General features: G+C 58.0%; 21 protein-coding genes and 1 tRNA gene. 14 read left to right on the plus strand and 8 right to left on the minus strand.

Features of this window, described 5'->3' with window-relative positions:
- Positions 1-94: 94 nt before the first annotated feature.
- Positions 95-439, plus strand: a complete 345-nt coding sequence (locus QMP16_RS03890; RefSeq protein ID WP_282151284.1) for an MmcQ/YjbR family DNA-binding protein — start codon at positions 95-97, stop codon at positions 437-439.
- A 58-nt stretch (positions 440-497) separates the two neighbouring features.
- Entirely contained in the window at positions 498-1,685 is a 1,188-nt protein-coding gene (locus QMP16_RS03895; RefSeq protein WP_282151285.1) for a pyridoxal phosphate-dependent aminotransferase, read from the plus strand.
- Between the two features lie 6 nt (positions 1,686-1,691).
- Here QMP16_RS03895 and QMP16_RS03900 read toward each other — a convergent pair whose 3' ends face one another.
- Complete coding sequence (locus QMP16_RS03900; RefSeq protein ID WP_282151286.1) at positions 1,692-2,210, minus strand: outer membrane protein; 519 nt, start codon at positions 2,208-2,210, stop codon at positions 1,692-1,694.
- Between the two features lie 417 nt (positions 2,211-2,627).
- Here QMP16_RS03900 and QMP16_RS03905 point away from each other — a divergent pair, with 417 nt between their 5' ends.
- The gene (locus QMP16_RS03905) at positions 2,628-4,172 is read left to right on the plus strand and encodes a trimethylamine methyltransferase family protein (protein ID WP_282151287.1); all 1,545 of its coding nucleotides are present in this window, start codon (positions 2,628-2,630) and stop codon (positions 4,170-4,172) included.
- 54 nt (positions 4,173-4,226) lie between these two features.
- Here QMP16_RS03905 and QMP16_RS03910 read toward each other — a convergent pair whose 3' ends face one another.
- Positions 4,227-4,472, minus strand: a complete 246-nt coding sequence (locus QMP16_RS03910; protein ID WP_108859061.1) for a hypothetical protein — start codon at positions 4,470-4,472, stop codon at positions 4,227-4,229.
- 544 nt (positions 4,473-5,016) lie between these two features.
- Complete coding sequence (locus QMP16_RS03915; RefSeq protein ID WP_282151288.1) at positions 5,017-8,637, minus strand: vitamin B12-dependent ribonucleotide reductase; 3,621 nt, start codon at positions 8,635-8,637, stop codon at positions 5,017-5,019.
- Between the two features lie 534 nt (positions 8,638-9,171).
- On the opposite strand from QMP16_RS03915, the gene QMP16_RS03920 reads away from it, so the two are divergent.
- Positions 9,172-9,606: a hypothetical protein gene (locus tag QMP16_RS03920; RefSeq protein ID WP_109311824.1), complete on the plus strand. Its 435-nt coding sequence runs from the start codon at positions 9,172-9,174 to the stop codon at positions 9,604-9,606.
- 10 nt (positions 9,607-9,616) lie between these two features.
- Here QMP16_RS03920 and QMP16_RS03925 read toward each other — a convergent pair.
- The 4 genes from QMP16_RS03925 to pdxH all read right to left on the minus strand — a co-directional run bounded on the left by QMP16_RS03925 (position 9,617) and on the right by pdxH (position 11,466).
- A tRNA-Pro gene (locus QMP16_RS03925) sits at positions 9,617-9,693 on the minus strand.
- Between the two features lie 43 nt (positions 9,694-9,736).
- Positions 9,737-10,204: a DUF192 domain-containing protein gene (locus QMP16_RS03930; protein WP_282151289.1), complete on the minus strand. Its 468-nt coding sequence runs from the start codon at positions 10,202-10,204 to the stop codon at positions 9,737-9,739.
- A 7-nt stretch (positions 10,205-10,211) separates the two neighbouring features.
- On the minus strand, positions 10,212-10,718 hold the full coding sequence (locus QMP16_RS03935; protein WP_432653392.1) for a cold-shock protein: 507 nt from the start codon (positions 10,716-10,718) through the stop codon (positions 10,212-10,214).
- A 142-nt stretch (positions 10,719-10,860) separates the two neighbouring features.
- Complete coding sequence (pdxH, locus tag QMP16_RS03940; protein WP_109311823.1) at positions 10,861-11,466, minus strand: pyridoxamine 5'-phosphate oxidase; 606 nt, start codon at positions 11,464-11,466, stop codon at positions 10,861-10,863.
- A gap of 135 nt (positions 11,467-11,601) precedes the next feature.
- On the opposite strand from pdxH, the gene fabI reads away from it, so the two are divergent.
- From fabI to trpE, 5 genes are all read left to right on the plus strand, one after another.
- Entirely contained in the window at positions 11,602-12,408 is an 807-nt protein-coding gene (gene fabI, locus QMP16_RS03945) for an enoyl-ACP reductase FabI (protein ID WP_108858520.1), read from the plus strand.
- A gap of 4 nt (positions 12,409-12,412) precedes the next feature.
- Entirely contained in the window at positions 12,413-12,922 is a 510-nt protein-coding gene (gene gpt, locus QMP16_RS03950; protein WP_058271741.1) for a xanthine phosphoribosyltransferase, read from the plus strand.
- A gap of 57 nt (positions 12,923-12,979) precedes the next feature.
- Complete coding sequence (locus QMP16_RS03955; protein WP_282151291.1) at positions 12,980-14,155, plus strand: aminotransferase; 1,176 nt, start codon at positions 12,980-12,982, stop codon at positions 14,153-14,155.
- Between the two features lie 84 nt (positions 14,156-14,239).
- Entirely contained in the window at positions 14,240-16,081 is a 1,842-nt protein-coding gene (locus tag QMP16_RS03960; protein WP_282151292.1) for a peptidylprolyl isomerase, read from the plus strand.
- Between the two features lie 12 nt (positions 16,082-16,093).
- Entirely contained in the window at positions 16,094-17,605 is a 1,512-nt protein-coding gene (trpE, locus tag QMP16_RS03965) for an anthranilate synthase component I (protein ID WP_282151293.1), read from the plus strand.
- A 45-nt stretch (positions 17,606-17,650) separates the two neighbouring features.
- On the opposite strand, the gene QMP16_RS03970 is transcribed toward trpE, so the two are convergent.
- Positions 17,651-19,243 carry a divergent polysaccharide deacetylase family protein gene (locus QMP16_RS03970; protein ID WP_282151294.1) on the minus strand — a complete coding sequence of 531 codons (1,593 nt, stop codon included), beginning with the start codon at positions 19,241-19,243 and terminating at the stop codon, positions 17,651-17,653.
- 195 nt (positions 19,244-19,438) lie between these two features.
- On the opposite strand from QMP16_RS03970, the gene QMP16_RS03975 reads away from it, so the two are divergent.
- Genes QMP16_RS03975 through QMP16_RS03995 form a run of 5 tightly spaced genes read left to right on the plus strand, consistent with a single transcriptional unit; the run spans position 19,439 to position 23,487 of the window.
- Positions 19,439-20,020: an anthranilate synthase component II gene (locus tag QMP16_RS03975; protein ID WP_058271745.1), complete on the plus strand. Its 582-nt coding sequence runs from the start codon at positions 19,439-19,441 to the stop codon at positions 20,018-20,020.
- The gene (gene trpD / locus QMP16_RS03980) at positions 20,017-21,036 is read left to right on the plus strand and encodes an anthranilate phosphoribosyltransferase (protein WP_282151295.1); all 1,020 of its coding nucleotides are present in this window, start codon (positions 20,017-20,019) and stop codon (positions 21,034-21,036) included. The genes QMP16_RS03975 and trpD overlap by 4 nt, the downstream gene beginning before the upstream one ends.
- Positions 21,033-21,845 carry an indole-3-glycerol phosphate synthase TrpC gene (gene trpC, locus QMP16_RS03985; RefSeq protein ID WP_282151296.1) on the plus strand — a complete coding sequence of 271 codons (813 nt, stop codon included), beginning with the start codon at positions 21,033-21,035 and terminating at the stop codon, positions 21,843-21,845. Before trpD ends, trpC begins: the two co-directional genes overlap by 4 nt.
- The gene (moaC, locus tag QMP16_RS03990; protein ID WP_282151297.1) at positions 21,845-22,318 is read left to right on the plus strand and encodes a cyclic pyranopterin monophosphate synthase MoaC; all 474 of its coding nucleotides are present in this window, start codon (positions 21,845-21,847) and stop codon (positions 22,316-22,318) included. Before trpC ends, moaC begins: the two co-directional genes overlap by 1 nt.
- Complete coding sequence (locus QMP16_RS03995; protein WP_282151298.1) at positions 22,315-23,487, plus strand: molybdopterin molybdotransferase MoeA; 1,173 nt, start codon at positions 22,315-22,317, stop codon at positions 23,485-23,487. The genes moaC and QMP16_RS03995 overlap by 4 nt, the downstream gene beginning before the upstream one ends.
- Positions 23,488-23,506: the final 19 nt, after the last annotated feature.

Genomic DNA, 23,506 nt, shown 5'->3' on the forward strand with positions numbered 1-23,506 from the left:
ATGCAGGTCATACGGTTCATGTCCTTCCCCTAGCATGGACAACGCGTTCAGCCAAGACTTGAGTTCAATCTCAAGGTGACGCACCCTTTCGACCATGAGCCGAGAATTTGTCAATTCCATCTGCCGCACGTTTCCAGGCGCTGACCTTTCCGACCCCTGGGGCGGAGGCCATGATGCCTGGAAGGTTGGCGGCAAGATGTTTGCCTGCATCGGCACCGCCAACGATGGCGTGTCCGTCAAAACGCCTGATATCGAGACAGCTCAGATGCTGATCGAAGCAGGCGTCGGTACCAAAGCCCCCTATTTTCATCGCAGCTGGATCCGCCTGCCGTTTGACTGTGACGAGGATGAACTGCGTCATCGGCTGGCCACATCCTACGATCTGGTCAGGTCTTCCCTGACGAAAAAAGTGCAGTCTACTTTGCCTCCACGAAGCTGATTGACATTTTCCAATGCCTCTGGCCCATTCTGCGCTGAAGACAAGATCGGAGCGTGCCATGAAACTGTCGCAGCGTATCACTCATCTGACCGGAGGTGGCAGTGATGGGTGGGATGTATTTTACCGCGCGCGCCGGATGATCAGCGAAGGGCACGTCATTACTGAACTCACCATTGGTGAGCATGACATTCGCACGCACCCGACCATTCTGGATGCCATGGATCTATCGGCACGTCAGGGAAACACCGGCTACGCTGTGGTGCCCGGGTCGGATTTGCTGCGCGATACCGTTGCGGCGCGCATTCAGGCCCGCACTGGTCAGAAGACAAGCCGAAACAACGTGTTGATCACGCCGGGCGGCCAATCTGCCCTGTTCGCAGCCCACGTAGCGGTGTGCGATCCCGGTGATGTCGGCCTGTATTTCGATCCCTACTACGCGACTTACCCCGGCACGATCCGGGGCGCCGGTGCGACAGCCCGCGCCATCCAGACCACCGCCGAGGATGCATTCCAGCCGCGCGCGCAGCAGATCGATGCGGCGACAGACGGTGCGGTTTCGCTGTTGATCAACAGCCCGAACAACCCCACTGGCGTCGTATATTCCCGCGAGACGCTGGACGGTATCGCAGGTGTTTGCCGTGACCGCGACCTGTGGCTGATCTCGGATGAAGTTTATGACACGCAGGTCTGGGAGGGTGAGCATATCTCGCCACGTACCCTGCCCGGAATGGCCGAGCGTACTTTGGTCGTTGGTTCGATGTCCAAGTCACACGCGATGACCGGGTCCCGATGCGGTTGGGTGGTCGGCCCTGAGCAGGTGATCGCCCATCTCATCAATCTGGCAACGCACACAACTTACGGCGTGCCCGGGTTCATTCAGGACGCCGCCAGTTTTGCCTTGAGCGCGGGCCATGATCTTGAAGAGGAAATCGCCGCCCCGTTCCGGCGTCGTCGCGCGTTGGCGGTCGAGATTCTTGCCACTCAGAACACCATCGGCCTCGTGCCGGCACAGGGTGCGATGTACTTGATGCTGGACATCCGCGCAGCCGGGCTAAGCGGTGAGGCATTCGCCAACGCATTGCTGGATACACACGCAATTGCCGTCATGCCCGGTGAGAGTTTTGGCACAGCGGCGGCAGGACACGTGCGCGTTGCGATGACAATTGATGACGACCGCTTTGCTGCAGCACTCAGAACAATTTGCGATTTTGCCGCCGTCTTGGCGGAAAGTCACGCGGCAGAATAGACGGCCTTAAAACCGGAAGGTTGTACGCAGGTTGAACACGTTGGCGTCAATATCGCCCTGGCTTCGGGTAACGTCGCTAAAATTCTGACGCAAGGCCTCACCGCTGATGACGAAACTGTCGCCGATAGGATAGGCAATTCCGATCCCGTACACTGCGGCGGTGTCATTTTCAGGCGACGCATCCAATCGGGCCGCGCCCACAACAACATAGCCCAAGGCCGGTCCGAAATCATAACCACCGCGCAACTTAAGGCGGGTCAGACTGTCTACACTGCCTTCACCCTGCCCCAGATCCAGAGAAAGCCTGTTGTATTCCAGCTCACCCCCAAGAACGAAATTACCGAAGTCATGGTCATAACCGACAAGCGGTCCAAAAGTCGTGTCGTTTCCGCCAGAGCTATTTGGGCCATCTACATCCGCATAGCCAAAGCTGAAGCCCGCATACGCCCCCGTCCAATCCTCTGCATATACCGGTGCAATGCCGATTGTCAGGCAAGTGGTCATGAGGGCCATCAGGGCTTTCATCAACCTCTCCAAAATTCCTTGCAGCGCGCCCGACAGATAACGGGCTTCATCACATAAAACTTGGCCTGCAATCGTCAAAAATCCATTGAGATCACGGACCACTCTTAAATAAGTGATAGAAGCTTAACAGAATTTCCCACATTCGGGAAAAAACTTTACCCGACGGCAAGAACGTGATGCGGACAAGGCACAACACTTCGTTTTTGGCCCCTCAGGTCGCAAACAGGACAGATTGTGCGCCCTCGTATTGAGAGAGTTTACATCACCAATTGAGGACCCGCATGCAAAGTTACGTTTGGAAGATTCGCCTGATCAGCCGTACCATTGGTGCGGATCGCGGGCGTGCCGCGCGTGGGCGGCCGGTTGTGGTCTGAGTACACTCACCCTGAACGTACTTTCTCGACCGGACCTAAAATTATGAACGAACAATCCCGAAATACATCGCGCAGCGGCGGTCGTGCCGCGCGCCGTGCGGCCCGTGCCACAGCGCTGCCCGAACATCTGCGCCCGATCCGCCCCGGCATGGAGGGCGGCACGCTGAAGGTGCTGACCCCGGCGCAGATCGAGCGTATTCACCAAGCCGCGCTGACCGCACTGGAAACCATTGGTTTGGCGGACGCCCCACAAAGCGGGATCGACTATCTTGTCGGCGCTGGCTGTATCTTGGGTGACGACGGGCGTATCCGCTTCCCTCGCGCCTTGGTCGAAGACACGATCGCCAAGGCCAATCGATCGGTCACTTTGCATTCAAGGGATGGCAATTCCGATCTGGAACTGTCGGGCAACCGCGTCCACTTTGGTACTGCCGGCGCGGCTGTCAGCATGGTTGATGTTCACGGGCAGGAATACCGGGATTCGACCCTTCAAGACCTGCACGACGCGTCCCGAATCTGTGAACAACTTGAAAACATTCACTTTGTTCAGCGCCCAATGGTGTGCCGCGACATCGCCGACAACCTCGAGATGGATTTGAACACGGTCTACGCCACCACGTCCGGAACGTTCAAACATATCGGCACGTCCTTCACCGAACCTAGCCACGTGGCCCCTGCGATCGAGATGCTGCACATGATCGCTGGCGGCGAGGATAAGTGGCGTGAACGGCCCTTTATGTCGAACTCGAACTGCTTTGTTGTTCCGCCGATGAAATTCGCAACCGAAAGCTGCGAAGTCATGGAGGAATGCATCAAAGCGGGCATGCCCGTTCTGCTGCTATCGGCCGGAATGGCCGGTGCAACCGCGCCTTCGACAATCGCCGGTGCAATCGCGCAAGCCACCGCAGAATGCCTGGCCGGATTGGTTTACGTAAACGCCGTAAGTCCCGGTGCACCCGCGATTTTTGGCACCTGGCCCTTTGGCCTTGATCTGCGCACAGGTGCGATGTCCATTGGGTCTGGCGAACAAGCACTCCTGACAGCGGGCTGCGCCCAAATGCACCACTTCTACGACCTGCCGGGCGGCGCGGCCGCCGGTGCATCGGATGCGAAACTGCCCGACATGCAAGCCGGGTGGGAGCAGATGTGCTCGAACGTCATGGCCGGGCTTTCGGGTTTGAACATGGTGTATGAGTCCGCAGGCATGCATGCCTCGCTGCTGGGATTCTGCCATGAAAGCCTGATCCTCAGCGATGATCTAATCGGGCAAGCGCAACGCTGTGTACGCGGCATCGAAGTGACGGACGAAACGCTGGCACTGGATCAGATGGCCGAAGTCTGTATCGGCGGACCCGGTCACTATCTGGGAACCGATGCAACGCTGAGCCGCATGCAGGCGGACTATGTCTACCCGACTTTTGGCGACCGGTCGTCTCCGAAGGAATGGGTTGAAATTGGCAAACCCGATTTGATCGAAAAGGCGGTGAAGCGGAAGGAAGAGATTCTCTCGACGCCGTCTCCGGCCAGATTCGATCCGCTTTTGGATACCGAACTGCGCGGCAGGTTTAACATTTACTTACCGGCGTAACCCATTGAAATATAGCGGCCCGTGGGGGTACGGGCCGCCGATGCCTTCGCGGGATTAGCCGTTGCTGGGCGGTAGCAACCCTGCTTCCTGCGCGATGGCAATTTCATCTGCGTCCAACGACCCGTCGCCGTTGGCGTCCATCGCCGAGAAACCATCGGCGTCAACCTCGGGCAGAACGGCCTGAACTTCTTCTATGGTCAGAACTCCGTCGCCATTGGTGTCCGCCGAGGACTGCGCAGCAGCCATCGCCGGCAGGCCCAATACGAATGCGGAAATGATTGCCAGGTTTTGCGGTTTCATTGTGATGCCTCCTAAGTGGTATTTGTGTGTGTTTTCGTCCGGACAGGCACCACAGACACCAAATCGATGAACGTCGTCACCCCAACCCGGCAACACGTCCTGTTTCGCGCCATTCTCCGCGTGTTTGTCCGAGTCGCGTCTGCAATCAACCGCTGGGCGAAACGTACAATCCACGTTTCGGCGGTTCTTGCCCGATACGCCTGTGCCGTTCCGGCAAGGCCCTGCCTAAATCACCGACTCGGGAGGCAAAAAGAAAGGGGGCCGAAGCCCCCTGTCAGTTTCGCCATCCAGGCTCCATTCGTTGACCGCCCGGTGTTTTGTTTGCCTGCGGCCTGGACGTCGCATGGAACGAGCGCACCCGTCCCGTGAGAGAGTGGGAAAGAGCAAATATTCCGCCCCACCCTGTTCCCGGTCGACACGGGCATGTCGACCGAGTGGAACAAGGCGTGTTTGGTAAGTCTCAACGCCTTGCTCCGTGTTCGTCGGGATCGGACATCCGAGGGGAAACCCCGATCCCTACACCCCGCCTGACGGGGCGTTTTCCTTAGCTACACCCGCTGGTTGCCCCGCAGGTGTTGCACTTCATGCAGGTGCCATTGCGCACCAGCGTGTAATTTCCGCATTCGCCGCAAGGATCGCCCTCGTACCCCTGCATCTTGGCCTTGGTCCGTGCGTCCATCCCCGTGGCAACGGCAGTTTCCGCAACCGGAGCTTCGAATTGCGCGGCCGGTTCTGCCATGCCGTTCACTTCCGGTTGGCCGCCGTTGAACACCACCAGATCCTGCGGCAAACGTTTGCGCAGATAGCCGGTCGAGCTGATTTGTTTCAACACTTCCAAGGACTTGGACGCGGCGCTGTCACTGATTTCTGATACGTTGGACAGTCCGTCTTCTTCGCCGCGGCCCAGATCGTCGAAGGTTGCGCCTTCGGGTTTCACATGGGCCAGATCGGTGCGATCCAGATAAGACACGGCCAGTTCGCGGAAGATGTAATCCAGGATCGAGGTCGCGTTCTTGATCGAGTCGTTGCCCTGCACCATTCCCGCCGGTTCAAACTTGGTGAAGGTAAAGGCGTCGACGAATTCTTCCAGCGGCACACCGTATTGCAGGCCAACCGACACTGCGATGGCAAAGTTGTTCATCATCGCCCGGAAGCCAGCGCCTTCCTTATGCATGTCGATGAAGATCTCGCCCAGCTTACCGTCTTCGAACTCACCTGTTCGCAGATAGACCTTGTGGCCACCGACGATCGCTTTCTGGGTGTAACCCTTGCGGCGATGCGGCAGTTTCTCACGATGGCTGCGGATGATTTCCTTGACGACGACCTTCTCGATGACCTTTTCGGCGAGAACGACGGCTTTTTCATGGGCCGTGCCGCTTTCCAGCACCTCTGCTGCCTCGTCATCGTCCTCGACCAATGCGGCCGCCAGCGGCTGCGACAGTTTCGAGCCATCACGATACAGCGCGTTGGCCTTCACACCCAGCGACCAGCTGAGTTCATAGGCTTTCTGGCAATCCTCGATGGTCGCGTCATTCGGCATGTTGATCGTTTTGCTGATCGCACCCGAGATGAAGCTTTGGGCCGCGGCCATCATGGTGATGTGGCTATCAACCCCAAGGAAACGCTTACCTTTCTTGCCGCACGGGTTGGCGCAGTCGAAGATCGAATAGTGCTCTTCCTTCAGGTGCGGCGCGCCTTCCAGCGTCATGGTTCCGCAGACATGGTCATTGGCTGCGTCGATATCCGCCTTGGTAAAGCCCAGATGGCGCAGCAGATCGAACGTCGGATCATTTAGCTTGGTCGCCGGGATGCCCAGAACGCCGGTGCAGAAATCCTCGCCCAGTGTCCACTGGTTGAAGACGAACCGGATATCAAAGGCGCTTTCCAGCGCGGCATCCACCTTGGCCAGCTCATTTGGGCCAAACCCGTGACCGGTCAGCGAGGTGTGGTTGATCCCCGGCGCGTTGCCGATGGTGCCGTGACCTACCGCGTAACCCACGATCTCTTCAATCTGAGACGAGGAATAGCCCTGCTTTTCCAGCGCCGACGGCACCGAGCGGTTGATGATCTTGAAGTAACCACCACCCGCGAGCTTCTTGAACTTCACCAGCGCAAAGTCGGGCTCGATCCCGGTCGTGTCGCAATCCATCACCAGACCAATGGTCCCGGTGGGCGCGATCACCGTGGCTTGCGCGTTACGGTATCCGTTCTTTTCGCCAAGGCTCAGCGCCTCATCCCACGCCGACATGGCCAGATCGACCAGACGCTTGTCCGGGCAATTGCCGTGGTCTAGAGGCACCGGCTTCACGGCCAGTTTCTCATACCCATCGGTCACACCCTGCGAGGCACGGCGGTGGTTGCGGATGACGCGCAGCATATTGTCTGCGTTGCGCTCGTAGCCCTTGAACGGGCCAAGCTCTCCGGCAATCTCGGCCGAGGTGGCAAAGGCCACGCCGGTCATGATCGCGGTCAGTGCGCCACAGATCGCCCGACCCTCATCCGAGTCGTAGCTGTAGCCCATGTTCATCAGCAGACCGCCGATATTGGCATAGCCCAGACCCAAGGTGCGGAAATCATAGGACAGTTGCGCGATTTCCTTGGATGGGAACTGCGCCATCGTGACCGAGATTTCCAGCGTCAGGGTCCACAGACGCGAGGCGTGCATGTAGTCTTCCGCCTGGAACTCACCATCCTTGAGGAAGGTCAGCAGGTTCATCGAGGCAAGGTTACAAGCCGTGTCATCAAGGAACATGTATTCCGAGCACGGGTTCGAACCGCGAATCTCACCATCTTTGGGGCATGTGTGCCATTCATTGACGGTGTCGTGGAACTGAATGCCGGGATCGGCACAGGCCCATGCGGCGTGGCCGACTTTTTCCCAAAGGTCGCGTGCCTTGACTGTCTTGGCAACTTTGCCATCGGTGCGGTTGATCAGTTCCCAATCGGCATCTTTCTCAACTGCGGTCAGGAATGCGTTGGTCACGCGGATCGAGTTGTTCGAGTTCTGACCCGAGACCGAGCTATAGGCTTCCGAATCCCAATCCGTATCGTAAGTCGGGAACTCGATGCTGTCGTGACCCTGCTTGGCATAGTCCAGAACGCGCTTGATGTAAGTTTCTGGGATCGCAACCTTTTTCGCTTCGCGAACCGCGTTCTTCAGGGCGTCATTCTTCTTGGGATCATACGCGTCGTCTTGCGCGCCGTCCCATGTGCGGATGGCCTCGAAAATACCGTTCAGCATCTTCTCGTGCATCTTCGATCCGGCTACGATCGAGGCCACCTTCTGCTCTTCGATCACCTTCCATTCGATGAATTTCTCGATGTCAGGGTGATCAGCATCGACGATTACCATCTTTGCTGCTCGACGGGTTGTTCCGCCTGATTTGATCGCGCCAGCGGCGCGGTCGCCGATCTTGAGAAAGCCCATAAGGCCCGAGGACTTGCCGCCACCCGACAACGCCTCGCCTTCAGCGCGCAAGTGGCTGAAGTTGGTCCCGGTACCCGAGCCGTATTTGAACAGGCGCGCCTCGCGCACCCACAGATCCATGATGCCGCCTTCGTTCACCAGATCATCATCGACTGACTGGATGAAGCACGCGTGCGGCTGCGGATGTTCATACGCGGATTTCGATTTGGTCAGCTTGCCGGTCTTGTAGTCGACATAGTGGTGACCCTGCGCGGGACCGTCGATTCCATAAGCCCAATGCAGACCGGTATTGAACCACTGCGGGCTGTTCGGTGCGGCGCGCTGGGTCGCGAGCATATAGCGCATCTCATCAAAGTAGGCGCGCGCGTCCTCTTCCGTCGAGAAGTAGCCACCCTTCCAGCCCCAATAGGCCCAGGCGCCCGCCAGACGGTCAAAAACCTGCTTAGAAGACGTCTCACCATCGAACTCCGCGCCATCGGCCGGGACCGAGCGCCACAGAAATTCGGGGACGTCTTTCTCTTTTACTTTCTTCAGCTTAGACGGCACGCCCGCTTTACGGAAATACTTTTGCGCGATGACGTCGCTGGCAACCTGGCTCCAACGCGTGGGCACTTCGATGTTGTCCAGGCGAAAAACGATGGTGCCATCGGGGTTTCGAATCTCAGACGTCGCTGAGACAAAGTCCAGTGCCGCATAAGCGTCCTGCCCCGGTTTCGTAAATTTCCTGTCAATCTTCATGTCCGCACGCCCTAGATTCAATCAACTTGTCTTTCAGCGTCAGGTCCTCAGACGCGGACCGATCGCCATGCCGTATAAAATTAGGCGCAATAGACCAGCCGCTGCATTCCGCAGCGCAAAACCGATCAAACGGTTGCACGTTACTATGATGTGCTTTCCGACCCTCGCCCTGTGCCCTATTCTGGTTTTGATACCAGATTTTGTGGCAACCCTTCCGGCCCATACAACTTGACGTATCGACCCATAGATCGTCAACGCCATTTTTAGGTCATTTTTGATATCTTTTGTGTTGACCCATTTCTGACAACTTGCTTCCAGACACCCTGTTCTGATTCCTCCACAGGTTCATCCACCAAGTACACCCAGCGTTTCCAAAAACCCGCAGGTAAATTAACTGTGTTTCCCGGCACAGTTATCGGAATTTGATAATCTAACGCTAAGGTGTCTACGTTGAATGAGAATCACGAAGCGGTCATTTTGAACCGCGGCGTCAGGTAACCCGCCGGGCGCGATCACTCAAAGGGGAGCGGACAGATGTCGTTGTTACGTTTACTTCCGATTCTGGCCCTGATCGTGGCCTGCACACCACAAGATGTGCGCCCTCCGGCACGCAGCGCCCAGTTCGATGATTTTCCCAAAAGGCTGTTCGACACGTTCGAGATAAGCTGCGACGGCCCGGGTGAACGCTTTGAAAGTACCGGGAATCGGGTTTTCGAATGCACCGAGCTTCTACCTCCGGACATGACCGCTTTTCTGATTCTAAACTATGACGGTTACCCTCAGGATCTGCCCAAAAGCGTGATGCGGCTGACAACGACCAAAAACAACTCGGGCTACCGTGTCGATGCTGAGCTGTATTTCAACGTCCCACGCAAAAGCGGCCCGTCGGTAAAAGTACCAGTGGAAAGCGAAACGCTGGATAAGGCGCTTGGCGCGCTTTACCAAGCGTTGGGTGGATCGCCAACATAAGTGAAAGAAGTGGTCGGGGCGGCAGGATTCGAACCTACGACCCCCTGTACCCAAAACAGGTGCGCTACCAGACTGCGCCACGCCCCGAACCGTGCGCCTTCCTAACCATGCCAATCTGATTTGAAAAGCCCTAACAGGACCAAATTGCAGGACCTTGCGAAAAAATTTCGTGCCGCATGACGGTTCCGGGCTTAATTGAGTAGCGCGCGGCAAGTCCCGCGTTGATTTCGAGAACCGCAAAGACGGAATCACCACCTTCGATTGGTGTCAGATCACCGGGAATCGCACCTTGATGAACATGCGTCACGGTCCCAGCCCTATCGATGAAAATGATGTCCAAGGGAATCAGTGTGTTCTTCATCCAGAACACCACAGGTTGCGGCGGGTCAAAAACGAACAGCATGCCCGAACGGTTTGGCAACGACTCGCGGAACATCAATCCACGCGACCGATCCTGCGGGCTAATCGCCAATTCGATATTGAATCGGATCTGCGCCGAGTCGTTCTTGATGTCGATCTGATCAGGCTTGCACGCAGCCCAGGTCATCCCGGACCAAAGCAACAAAACCGCTAAAAGACCCGGAAAAAACTTAGGCATGAAACACTCAGTCGTCCAAAGCAGCTTCCCAGGCCAGTACCTGAGCCGCCATACGTCCACGCTTGCCACTGATGACTCGCATCGCGAGGGCCTCGCCCGGCTGCAGGTCCGACAGACCAGAGCGGCGAAGAACTTCGATATGCAGGAACACATCTTCACCACGGCCAAAAACATTGGCGAACCCAAAGCCTTTGCCTTTGTCGAACCATTTGACTCGCGCGGCCTCTAGCGGGGCAGCGGCGATCTCAATCGGATCAAGCTCGGCAAAATCAGCCAGCATCATCGTGTCCGTCCGCGCGGGCGGATCGACACTGATGACCTCGACCGCCTGAACACCACGGTCCGTGCGATGGGTCATGATTTCTATGCCCGCACCATCTGCGACCGAACTTTGGCCGAAGTTGCGCAACACATTGACGTGCAACAAAATATCCGGACCGCCCTCATCAGACACAACAAATCCGAAGCCCTTTGCAGGGTCGAACCATTTCACGTGTCCACGGACGCGGTACATGTTGTTCAGATCTTCTGGCACGGCGTTCCCATCGCGAAAATTGTCATTTCGTTAAGGGTCCGATGTGTATGGGAATGGCTCGCAAATTCAAGCTGAAAAAACCCTTTGTTTTCGGCTTCTTGCATTTCACGATACGCGAACGTCATGGATTTAACCTCTGTATCTGCCAGTCGGAACCCACTTGATCCCGCTGCCATCGGAACCTGTCGTGCAACCGAAAGGCCCCATCGGCCCAGAATTCGATTTCGGTTGGCACCAGCCGATAGCCGCCCCAAAACGGCGGGCGTGGCGGGTTCGGGCCCAACTTGGCCGTCACCTTGGCCACCTCGGCCATCAGAACCGAGCGACTGCTGAGAGGCTGAGACTGCTTGGACGCCCAGGCCCCCAATCGGCTTTTTAGCGAGCGGGACGCATAATACTCATCCGCCTGCGGCCCGCTTTCTCTGGTTATTGTACCACGAACTCGGATTTGCCGCCGCAGAGATTTCCAATGCATCACAAAAGCAGCTTTTCCAGCGCCGTCCAACTCGGCCGCCTTAGCACTTTCGTAGTTGGTGTAGAACACAAAAGCTGCCGGTTCGATCTCTTTCAGAAGAACCATTCGCACATTCGGCATACCGTCCGAATCGACGGTCGCCAAAGCAATAGCGTCCGGATCGTTCGGTTCATTCTCTTTGGCCTCAGCCAGCCACCGCCCCGCTATTTCAAACGGATCGGTGCCGGCAAATATGCCGCTACGTTCGCTCATTCCCATCCCCTGGAAACTAATAAAGCCCACCCTAGGGCGAGAACCCGCCACGGGCAAGAGCGCGCGGCCTTGATGCAGCGCACCCAATGGCATAAACCATCCCAACATAACGCGAAGACAGGCGGAGAACCAAACATGTCAAATCAGTTGATGGCCGGCAAACGCGGCCTCATCATGGGACTGGCCAATGATAAATCAATCGCATGGGGAATAGCCCGTGCCTTGTCCGAATCCGGAGCAGAGCTGGCTTTTTCTTATCAAGGCGACGCACTTAAGAAACGCGTTGATCCACTGGCGGCACAACTTGGCAGTGAAATTGTTCTGCCCTGCGACGTCAGTGACGAAGAATCGATTGATGCGCTGTTCACATCTCTGGAAGAGAAATGGGGCAAGCTGGACTTTGTTGTTCACGCCATCGGTTTTTCGGACAAGAACGAACTGCGGGGCCGCTACGTCGACACGTCGCGCGCGAACTTCAAACTGACCATGGACGTGTCGGTCTATTCCTTTACCGCTGTGATGCAACGGGCCGAAAAGATGATGTCCGAAGGCGGCAGCGCAGTCACCCTGACCTATTACGGTGCTGAGCAGGTGATGCCGCATTATAACGTGATGGGTGTCGCCAAAGCTGCACTTGAGGCATCGGTCAAATATCTGGCCGAGGATTTGGGCAAGGACGGTATCCGCGTGAACTCGATCTCGGCCGGTCCGATCAAGACATTGGCCGCCAGCGGGATTGGCGACTTCCGCTACATTATGAAATGGAACGAGTATAACTCGCCCCTGCGCCGCAACGTGACTATCGATGATGTTGGTAAATCGGCACTGTATCTGCTGTCGGACCTCAGCAGCGGTGTAACAGGAGAAAACCTCCACGTGGATTCGGGTTATCACATTGTCGGCATGAAAGCCGTCGACGCACCTGACGTCGAAAAGGGTTAATGACATGAGCGCCAAGGATCGCCTTCCCCACGAAAAAGGGTTTCACATCAGCTGGGATCAGATCCACCGTGATTCCCGCGCCTTGGCCTGGCGTCTGGACGGGCAAGGCCCGGATGACGGCGCATGGCGCGCTGTTGTGGCCATCACCCGTGGCGGTATGGCGCCTGCGATGATCGTCAGCCGCGAGCTGGACATTCGCACCGTCGACACAGTCAGCGTGCGCTCGTACCACCATCAGGACCAAGGCGAAGCCGAGGTGTTGAAAGCCCCCGATGCCCAGCTGATGCGCGACGGCGAAGGTATTCTGATCATCGACGATCTGGTCGATAGCGGCAAAACGCTGGAGCTGGTGCGCGCAATGTACCCCAAGGCGCATTTCGCGACAGTTTACGCCAAGCCCAAGGGTCGTCCGATGGTGGACACGTTCATCACCGAGGTCAGCCAGGACACCTGGATCTTTTTCCCTTGGGATATGGCCCTGCAATATGTCGAGCCCTACCGCGGGACCGACTAAAAGAACCCTCTCAACCCACAAAGAGTGAGGCAAAGCCTTACAAAGGACAGGCCCGTCATGACCCAGTCCCGTACCACCGCGACATTTGCCCCTCCGGTCATGGAGGCGCGGCGCTGGTTGGAGGGGGTGGAGTTTCCTGATGACCGTCCCCTGATCAACGTCAGCCAGGCGGCCCCGGTCGATCCACCGCCCCTGGCGTTGCGCGAAGCGATTGCCAGCTTTGCCGTGACCGAAGACAGCGCCCATCTTTACGGGCCGGTTCTGGGCAATCCTGCCCTGCGATCTGAACTCGCCCTTCAGATCGGGTCGCATTATGACACGCTGGTGTCCAGCGATCAGGTGGCAATCACCTCGGGCTGCAATCAGGCATTTGCGGCTGCGGTCACAGCGATCACCGATCAGGATGACGAGGTGATTGTTCCAACGCCCTGGTACTTTAATCACAAGATGTGGCTGGACATGGCAGGCGTCCGAACCGTGGATCTGCCAACCGATGACGCTCTGCTGCCCGATCCGGACGCAGCCCGTGCTCTGATCACTGACAAAACCCGCGCTATCGTTCTGGTGACCCCGAACAATCCCGGCGGAGTGGAATACCCTGCCCCTTTGGTGCGCGCATTCTTTGATCTTGCGCAAGAGGTCGGCATCCGGCTGATCGTGGACGAAACATATCGGGACTTCGACAGCCGCAGCGGCCCACCGCATGACCTGTTCGCCCAGCCTGACTGGGATCAAACCCTGATCCACCTCTATTCCTTTTCCAAAGCATACAGGCTGACCGGCCACCGTGTCGGCGCGATTGCGACCGGCACTGACCTGCTATCCGAGATTGAAAAGTTTTTGGACACAGTCGCCATCTGCCCAAGCCAGATTGGCCAGCACGCAGCCCTTTGGGGAATGCAGAACCTGTCGCAATGGCTGGCAGGTGAACGGGATGAGATCCTCGACCGCCGCGCCGCAATTGCCGAGCTGTTGCCAAGCCTGACGGACAAGGGTTGGCGGCTGCTGGGTCTGGGCGCTTATTTCGCCTATTTCGAACACCCGTTCGATATCCCATCGAACGAACTGGCCCAACGACTGGTCCCCGAGGCCGGCATCCTGCTGCTGCCCGGCACAATGTTCATGCCCGAAAATGATGCGGCCGGAAAACGTCAGGTTCGTATCGCATTTGCCAATCTGGACCGCGCCGGATTGGGGCAATTGTTCGAACGGCTGGCTGCTCTGTCCTTCTGAGCTTGCTCCCCGACGGTGCGCGTCGTATTCAGGGCCGCAACCGACGGGGCAGTTACCTGCCGACAAAAGCACGAAGAGGGCACAATGGCCGCAGGCGTAAAAAAGTTATCAAAGACCTTTGTCTGGATTCTCATGGGCCTTTTGATGCTCGGACTTGCAGGGTTTGGCGCAACCAGCCTCTCTGGCACCGTGCGTTCGGTGGCCCAGGTCGGGAACGAGGATATCTCGGTTGATGACTATGTCCGCGAGCTGCAGCGCGAGATCCGCGCGGTTGAACAACAGACAGGCCAGCCTTTGCAAATGTCGCAGGCCATTGAGTTTGGTCTGGATCGTCTTGCCTTGTCGCGCCTGACGGCTTTAGCAGCGCTGGACAATGAGGTCGGTTTGTTGGGTATCTCGATCGGTGATGAGAACCTGCAGGAAGAAATTGTTGCGATTCCAGCTTTTCAGGGCGTCAACGGCACATTTGACCGCGACGCGTATCAGTTCCAACTGGAACAGGTCGGCATGTCCGATACCGAGTTCGAATCGGACCTGCGCAAGGAAACATCCCGCACAATCGTGCAGAGTGCCGTGGTTAGCGGTGTGAAGATGCCCGAAACCCTCACGCAGGTGTTGACCGACTACGTTGGTGCCCGCCGCAGCTTTACCGTCGCAACTTTGGCACCGGACGCCCTGCCCGTACCTGTTGCCGCCCCGAGCGACGAGCAGATCCAAACGTTTTATGACGAGAACACCGAGCTGTTCACCCTGCCGCGCACCAAAAAGCTGACTTATGCGATCCTGTCACCCGAAATGCTGCTCGACGACGTGGAAGTCGACGAGGATTCGGTAAAGCGTTTGTACGAACAGCGCGCAGCTGAATTCCAACAGCCCGAGCGTCGCCTAGTTGAACGCCTGACCTTTCCGGATCAAGAAGCAGCACAAACTGCCATGGCTCAGCTAGAGGTCGGCGGTGCAACCTTCGAACAACTGGTTCGGGATCGCCAGCTTGAGCTCAGCGATATCGATCTTGGCGACGTCACCCGCGAGGATCTGGGCGAAGCCGCCGATGGTGTCTTTGCTGCTGATCTGGACGCTGTTGTCGGCCCGCTGCCTTCCACCTTCGGACCGGCGCTGTTCCGCATCAATGGCTCGCTTGCCGAAAACAACACGTCGTTTGAAGATGCCGCCCCTGCCCTGCGCGAGGAATTGGCAGCCGATCGCGCCCGCCGCCAGATCGAGGCGCAGGCCGAGGATATCAATGACCTGCTGGCCGGTGGCGCGACTTTGGAAGAACTGACCTCCGAGACCGAAATGGAGCTGGGTCAAATCGACTGGACCGCGCAAACCGGTGAAGGCGTCGCCGCCTATGACGGGTTCCGCAGCGCAGCCGAAGCCGTGCAGGATGGCGACTTTCCCGAGGTCGCGTTTCTTGAAGATGGCTCGATCTTTGCCCTGCGTCTGAACGAAGTTCTCGAACCCCGGCCGGAGCCGATTGAGACCGCACGTGACCGCGTTGTTGCCGCCTGGATCCAGGCCGAAACCAACAAGGCGTTGGAAGAACAGGCAAATGCTGTTCTGGAGCAGGTGCAGACCGACGGTGACTTTGCCGCAACCGAATTGCCGTTCCGGGTAGAAAACGCCCTGACGCGCACGGCCTTTCTGGAAGATGTGCCCGCAGATTTCATGACGCAAGTCTTTGAAATGGAACAAGGAGATCTGCGCGTCATTCCCGGTGCCGGAACCGCGTTTATCGTGCGTCTGGACGAGCTGCTGCCGCCTGCCGAAACAGATGAGCTGCGTCAGGTCCAAGCGGCCCTTACCGCGCAGTTGGATCAGGCTTTGGCCCAGAACATCTTTGATGCATTTGTCCGCGATGCACAGGTCCGTGCCCGTCCCGTCGTAGATCAGCAGGCCCTGAATGCTGTTCAGGCGAGCTATTAAAAGAGACTGAATATGGCGCTGACCCCCGACTTCGACAGCTTCGCCCGCGCCTATGAGGCAGGCGAGAATCAGGTTGTCTATACCCGCTTAGCCGCTGATCTGGACACGCCGGTTTCCTTGATGCTCAAGCTGACAGGCGCCCAGAAAGACGCGTTCATGCTGGAATCGGTTACCGGCGGTGAGGTGCGTGGCCGTTATTCGATCATCGGGATGAAGCCGGACCTGATCTGGCGGTGCCAATGCGAGACGTCCGCGCTGAACCGCTCGGCCCGGTTCGACCCCGATGCGTTCTCGCCGCAAACCGGCAACCCGATGGATAACCTGCGGGCGCTGCTGGCGGAAAGTAAGATCGACCTTCCGGACGACCTGCCCCAAGCCGCAGCCGGGCTGTTTGGCTATCTCGGCTATGACATGGTGCGGCTGGTTGAATACCTGCCTAACGTAAACCCCGACCCGCTTGGCCTGCCTGATGCCATCATGCTCAGACCCTCGGTCATCGCGGTACTGGACGGCGTTAAGGGCGAAGTCACGGTCGTGTCTCCCGCATGGGTCAGCGAAGGGCAATCGGCCAAGGCTGCTTACGCACAGGCCGCAGAACGAGTTATGGACGCGGTGCGCGATCTGGAACGCGCCATGCCCGCCGAAACTCGCGATCTTGGGGATGCTTCCGAGGTGGCTGCGCCAGTATCGAATTTCACCAAATCCGGCTATTTGGAAGCGGTCGAAAAGGCCAAGGAATACATCCGCGCGGGCGACATCTTTCAGGTCGTCCCAGCACAGCGCTGGACGCAGGATTTTCCGCAACCTCCCTTCGCGCTCTATCGTTCGCTTCGGCGTACGAACCCGTCGCCCTTCATGTTCTATTTCAACTTTGGCGGCTTTCAGGTCGTGGGCGCCAGCCCCGAGATTCTGGTGCGCGTTTTTGGAGATGAGGTCACGATCCGCCCCATCGCCGGCACTCGCCCGCGCGGCGCGACCTCCGAAGAGGATAAGGCCAACGAGGTCGATCTTCTGGCCGACAAGAAAGAGTTGGCCGAGCATCTGATGCTGCTGGATTTGGGTCGCAACGACACCGCTCGGGTCTCAAAGATCGGCACTGTGCGACCGACCGAAGAGTTCATCATCGAACGCTATAGTCACGTAATGCACATCGTCTCCAACGTTGTTGGTGAGTTGGCCGAAGACAAAGACGCTCTGGATGCCTTCTTTGCCGGAATGCCTGCGGGCACCGTTTCAGGCGCGCCAAAGGTCCGTGCAATGGAGATCATTGACGAGCTTGAGCCCGAAAAGCGTGGCGTTTACGGCGGTGGTGTGGGGTATTTCAGCGCGGGCGGCGACATGGATATGTGTATTGCCCTGCGCACGGCCATCGTGAAAGACCAGAAACTTTATATTCAGGCAGGCGGAGGCGTGGTCTATGACAGCGACCCCGAGGCCGAATTCATGGAAACCGTCCACAAATCGAACGCCATTCGGCGGGCGGCTGCAGACGCGGCCCGGTTTACCGGCTCTGGCAACTCTTAAAGAATAGCGGCTGACCTCATGGTCAGCCGTTTTTCATCTTCAGCCTTACTGAGCTTCTTGCGTCATGACCGCTGAAATCGGGGCCATGGCCACGCGGCCACCGCGATCTTCCAGCCCCCATAGCAACAGGGCCGAGATCGTGTCCGGTCGCAGCCGTCCCAACATGACGACAGTTCCCTGCTGACCAGCCCGGAACGCCGCCTGATCCAAGAAACGTCGCATGATCGTTGGGTCCTGACGGGCACCGTCGATGTCGCGAAAGATGACCCCGGAAGGGATGCCATTGCGAGCGGCCAGTTTCTGGACCGTGTTCAGGCCATTATCCTGGGTGATAAGCCCGCGCCCGGTATCACCGGCAATTGCGGCCACCTGATCGGCCAGTTTGCGATTGCCCTGAATGCCGGTTCCCACGCCTTCCAGAATACCAACGGTTTCCGGCAGAGTGTCCAGCCACACAGCCATCGAAACCTCAGCATCTTGTGCGCTGGCCGCCTTAGGCAAGTCGGCAAGGGCCAGAACCTCGAAACCCGCTGCGCGATGGCGGGCCATTTTTTCGGCCGCATCGGGGTCAGACGGGCTGACGGCAAAGCTCAGTGGGTATGGGAAATCCTTCAACGCCTCGGCTCCAAAGGCCCCTTCATCATCAATCAAAATGATCGACATAAGTGGTTTGGCTTCGGGGTTTTCGAACTTGGCGGCATAGGCATCAATTGGCTTACCGGGCAGAAGTATCGCGGGTTGCTCGTCCGCTGAGACCGGCGCGTCATCGCGTTCAGTCAGCGGGACGACTCGTTTACCAATGGTCAGACCGTCAGTATCCGTTTCTTCACCGCCGATCTGCGGGACCGCTGCGATCCGGGGCAGCTTTTTAAGCTGTGGGTCTTCTTCCCCTTCTACCGCGATCGGGTTGTCCTCAAGCGGATCGACCTCGGGCTCCAGGGGTTCGATTGCCGTGGGTTCAGGCTGCGGCTCGGGTTCCGGTTGAACCGCTGCGACCTCGGGCTCGGGCAGAGGCTCTGGTTCAATTTCCGCTTCGGTGACTTCGGGCAACGGCTCTGCGACTTCAGGCTGGGCCTCTGTCACCTCGGGCTGCACCTGTTCTACTTCCGGCTCGGGCAGTATTTCCAGAACTTCAGGCGCGGGCTGCGGCTCAACCTCGGCAATGGTCTCTTCTTGCTTAGGTGCAACCGGCGGTTCCGGCGCGGTTTCCGAGATAATCGGTTCACCTTCGGTGCTGGGCAATGGCTGCAATTGCGCAGGCGACTGCGGCACAACCGGAGCCTCGTTTGATGTGGTTACCTCAACCGTTTCAGGTATTTCGACCCCTTCGACCTGCGTGACGGCCTCACTGATCGTCGGCTCAGTGTCTGGCACAGTCTCCACGTCCGCCAGCCCTGCAAGATTGTCCGTTTGATCCCCGGACGCATCGGATGTCACCGGCGGCGCGGTCACCAGATCGGCATCTGCCACCGTCTCAGCCGCTTCGGTGCTGACCTCGGGGGTCGCAGCCGGTGCAGGCTCGGGGGCCTCGGCGTTTACAACCGGTTTCCGGGTCAAAGGGGTATTCAGGGATAGTACCACACCAAGCAGACCAACAACGACCGCCCCTGCGATCATCCCGCCTAAAAATCCGCCCATCTTAACTGCCTCTCGCCTTCATCCTGCTTCGATCGCCTCAACGCCGTTTACCGCGCCTTTGGCCTGCGATTGCGCCCTGAACAGGATGTCCTCTTGACGCTGCCCCGCAAGCCTGAGCATGTATGTCCCGACATTATACCGTGGCCAAGGGCTGTATCGCCAGTCCGAAATGCCCAAGCCGAGACAAGTGCCCAAATGCTGCTGCTGATCGACAACTACGACTCGTTTACCTACAATCTGGTACACTATTTAGGCGAACTTGGCGCCGAAATGGTCATTCGACGAAATGACGCCCTGGATGTGCAAGAAGCCATGGCGATGAACCCCGCGGGGATCCTTCTTAGCCCCGGTCCGTGCGATCCCGATCAGGCCGGTATTTGTCTGGCGCTGACAGAAGCGGCAGCCGAAACAAAGACACCTCTTCTGGGGGTCTGTCTTGGTCATCAGACGATTGGGCAGGTGTTTGGCGGCAACGTTGTCCGCTGCCACGAGATTGTCCACGGCAAGATGGGTATGATGCACCACACCGGTAAAGGCGTGTTCGCTGGCTTGCCCACCCCGTTTGAGGCGACCCGCTATCATTCGCTTATCGTGGATCGGGACACGTTGCCAGATAGCCTTGAGATCACAGCAGAACTGGAAGACGGCACCATCATGGGCTTGCAACACAAAGAATTGCCCATTCACGGCGTCCAGTTCCACCCGGAATCAATCGCCTCTGAGCATGGCCACGCTCTGCTCAAGAATTTCCTGTCCGAGATGAAAGTTCCTGCATGAGCGACGCTCTGAAGCCATTGATCGGAGCCGCTGCCGATCGACCCTTAACGCGTGCCGAGGCTGAACAGGCTTTTAGCATCCTGTTTGATGGCGAAGCCACGCCCAGCCAGATTGGCGGCCTGCTGATGGCGATGCGCACACGCGGTGAAACGGTGGACGAATATGCAGCCGCTGCCGCCGTGATGCGTGCAAAGTGCAATGCGGTGAAAGCACCGGCGGGTGCGATGGATATCGTTGGCACTGGCGGCGACGGCAAAGGCACTCTGAACATTTCAACCGCCACGGCGTTTGTTGTGGCTGGGGCTGGTGTCACTGTCGCCAAACACGGCAATCGAAACCTCAGTTCTAAGTCAGGTGCCGCGGACGCCTTGGGACAGCTGGGCATCAACGTTATGGTAGGGCCGCAAACCGTTGAAAAGGCTCTGCAAAAGGTCGGCATTGGATTCATGATGGCGCCCATGCACCATCCTGCGATTGCGCATGTCATGCCCAGCCGACAAGAGCTTGGGACGCGTACGATTTTCAACATTCTTGGCCCGTTGACCAACCCCGCTGGAGTTCGGCGTCAACTGACCGGTGCGTTCAGTCGCGACCTGATCCGCCCAATGGCGGAAACGTTGGGACTGCTGGGCGCTGAACACGCCTGGTTAGTGCACGGATCAGATGGCACGGATGAGTTGACGATCACCGGCGTAAGCTGGGTCGCCGCGCTGGAAGATGGCGTTGTGAAAGAGGTCGAGCTGCATCCTGAAGACGCAGGGCTGCCGGTCCACCCGTTTGAGGACATCATCGGCGGCACGCCCGAGGAAAACGCCGTCGCATTCCGCGCCTTGTTGGACGGCGCGCCATCGGCCTACCGCGACGCGGTGTTGTTGAATTCCGCCGCGGCCCTTGTGGTTGCAGGCGCTGCTGATGACTTGAAAGACGGCGCTGCCAAGGCGCGGGAAAGCATCGACAGCGGAAAAGCTAAAGACAAAATCGCGGCCCTGGCCCGAATTACGCAGGAGGCCGCATGACCGAGACGGTTCTGGACAAGATCAAAGCCTACAAACTTGAAGAAGTTGCGGCAGACAAAGCGCAGAAGTCGCTGGAAACACTGGAAAATGAGGCCCGCAACGCGCCCGAGGTTCGCGGTTTTGCCGATGCGCTTCGAACAGCGGCACGTCGGGGTTACGGCCTGATTGCCGAGGTCAAGAAAGCCAGCCCGTCCAAAGGTCTGATCCGCCCGGATTTCGATCCACCCGCTCTGGCCAAAGCCTACGAAGAAGGCGGCGCTGCCTGTTTGTCGGTGCTGACCGACACACCCAGTTTTCAGGGTGCAAAGGAATACCTGACCGAAGCCCGGGCTGCCACCGAGCTTCCGGCGCTGCGCAAGGATTTTATGTACGACCCCTATCAAGTGGTCGAAGCGCGTGCTCTGGGTGCGGATTGCATCCTGATCATTATGGCATCGGTAGAAGACGCCCAAGCCGCCGAACTGGAACAGACTGCATTCGACTGGGGTATGGATGTCCTGATCGAAGTTCACAACCAGGAAGAACTGGAACGTGCAGCAGAGCTGAAAAGCTCACTGATTGGGATAAACAACCGTAATCTCAAGACTTTCGAGACATCTCTTGATACGACGCGCCACCTGTCTAAGCTTGTACCAGCAGGCCGGACGATCGTTTGCGAAAGTGGTTTGAGCACACCGGAAGATCTGGCAGACATCGCACGTTACGGCGCGCGCAGCTTCCTGATCGGTGAAAGCCTGATGCGTCAGGACGACGTGGCAGCAGCCACCCGCCACCTTTTGGCAAGCCCTCTAATCCCCGGAGTCATGTGATGCCGCTGACCCATTTTGATGCTCAGGGACAGGCCCATATGGTCGATGTCTCGGACAAGGAAGTCACCGACCGCGTCGCCGTGGCGGCTGGCCACATCAAAATGGCGCAGGACACCTTTGATCTGATTTCCGAAGGCCGCGCCAAGAAAGGTGATGTTCTAGGCGTGGCGCGTCTTGCGGGCATCATGGGCGCGAAGAAAACGCCTGATCTGATCCCTTTATGTCACCCGCTCCCGGTCACCAAGGTAGCTGTCGAACTGACGCTGGATCCCGACTTGCCCGGTGTGCAGGTCCAGGCCACAGTCAAAACATCGGGCCAGACCGGTGTCGAGATGGAGGCGCTGACCGCCGTGTCCACGGCTGCGCTAACGGTCTATGACATGACCAAGGCCGTAGATAAGGCTATGGAAATCGGCGGCATCCGCGTATTGCTGAAAGATGGCGGAAAATCAGGGCGTTACGAAGCGAAATGATCACTGTCGAAGAGGCCCGTGTGCTGTTGTTTGAACTGGTATCGCCCCTTCCAGCCGAGACCGTTGCTTTGTCCGACGCCGCAAGTCGTGTTCTGGCTCAGGATATCGAGGCCACTCGCGACCAGCCGCCTTTTGAGGCATCCTCGATGGATGGTTACGCGCTAAAAGCGACTGAGGTCGAGCTGCACGCGATGTTCAAGGTCATCGGCGAGTCGGCCGCTGGCAACCGCTACACCGGTCGCGTCGGGCCCGGACAGGCAGTGCGTATCTTCACCGGCGCCCCAGTCCCCGAAGGTGCTGATTTCGTTGTCATACAAGAAGATACCGAACGTCGCGGCGACCTGATCACAATCTCGGACCTGCCAAGCCCAAAAACGAATATCAGACCTGCGGGCGTCGATTTCAAAGCAGGCACGAAGATCTCGGCCCCACGTCAGTTGCGCGCCGAGGACATCGCGCTGATGGCGGCGATGAATGTTGCGACCGTACCAGTGACTCGAAAACCTGTCGTCGCTCTGATCTCCACCGGTGATGAATTGGTGATGCCGGGCGAAACCCCGGGCCCCGATCAGATCATCGCATCCAACACGTTTGGCTTGAAAGCACTGCTGGAGGGCGCTGGCGCACACGTCCGCATCCTTCCGGTCGCGCGCGATACGGTCTCATCGCTTGAAACTGCCTTCGGACTGGCCGAAGGAGCGGATCTGGTTGTGACCATCGGCGGCGCATCGGTTGGAGATTACGATCTGGTGTCAGATGTCTCAACCGGGCTGGGAATGGAGCAATCTTTCTACAAGATCCGAATGCGCCCCGGCAAACCCCTGATGGCAGGTCGATTGGGACAAACGGCAATGGTCGGCCTGCCCGGAAATCCTGTTAGTGCAATGGTTTGTGGCTATCTCTTTCTGTTGCCAATGGTACGTCGGATGTTGAGTGTCGAACAGGTCCTACCCCCATTGCGAACCGCAAGGCTTGCTGAACCGCTCGGCGAAAACGGTCCGCGTGAGCATTACATGCGGGCTATGCTGGATGAAACCGGCATTCGCGCATGTTCCGATCAGGACAGTTCACTGCTCAGCGTTTTGGCGCAGGCAAATGCTCTGTTGGTGCGGACTCCGCATGACCCCGCCCGACCTGCCGGGGATGAGGTTCATTACCTGCCGATCTAAATCCCGCTCAAATCCGTTG

It is taken from the genome of Ruegeria atlantica, from assembly GCF_947495585.1.
In the GTDB taxonomy this organism is placed as follows: domain Bacteria; phylum Pseudomonadota; class Alphaproteobacteria; order Rhodobacterales; family Rhodobacteraceae; genus Ruegeria; species Ruegeria atlantica_G.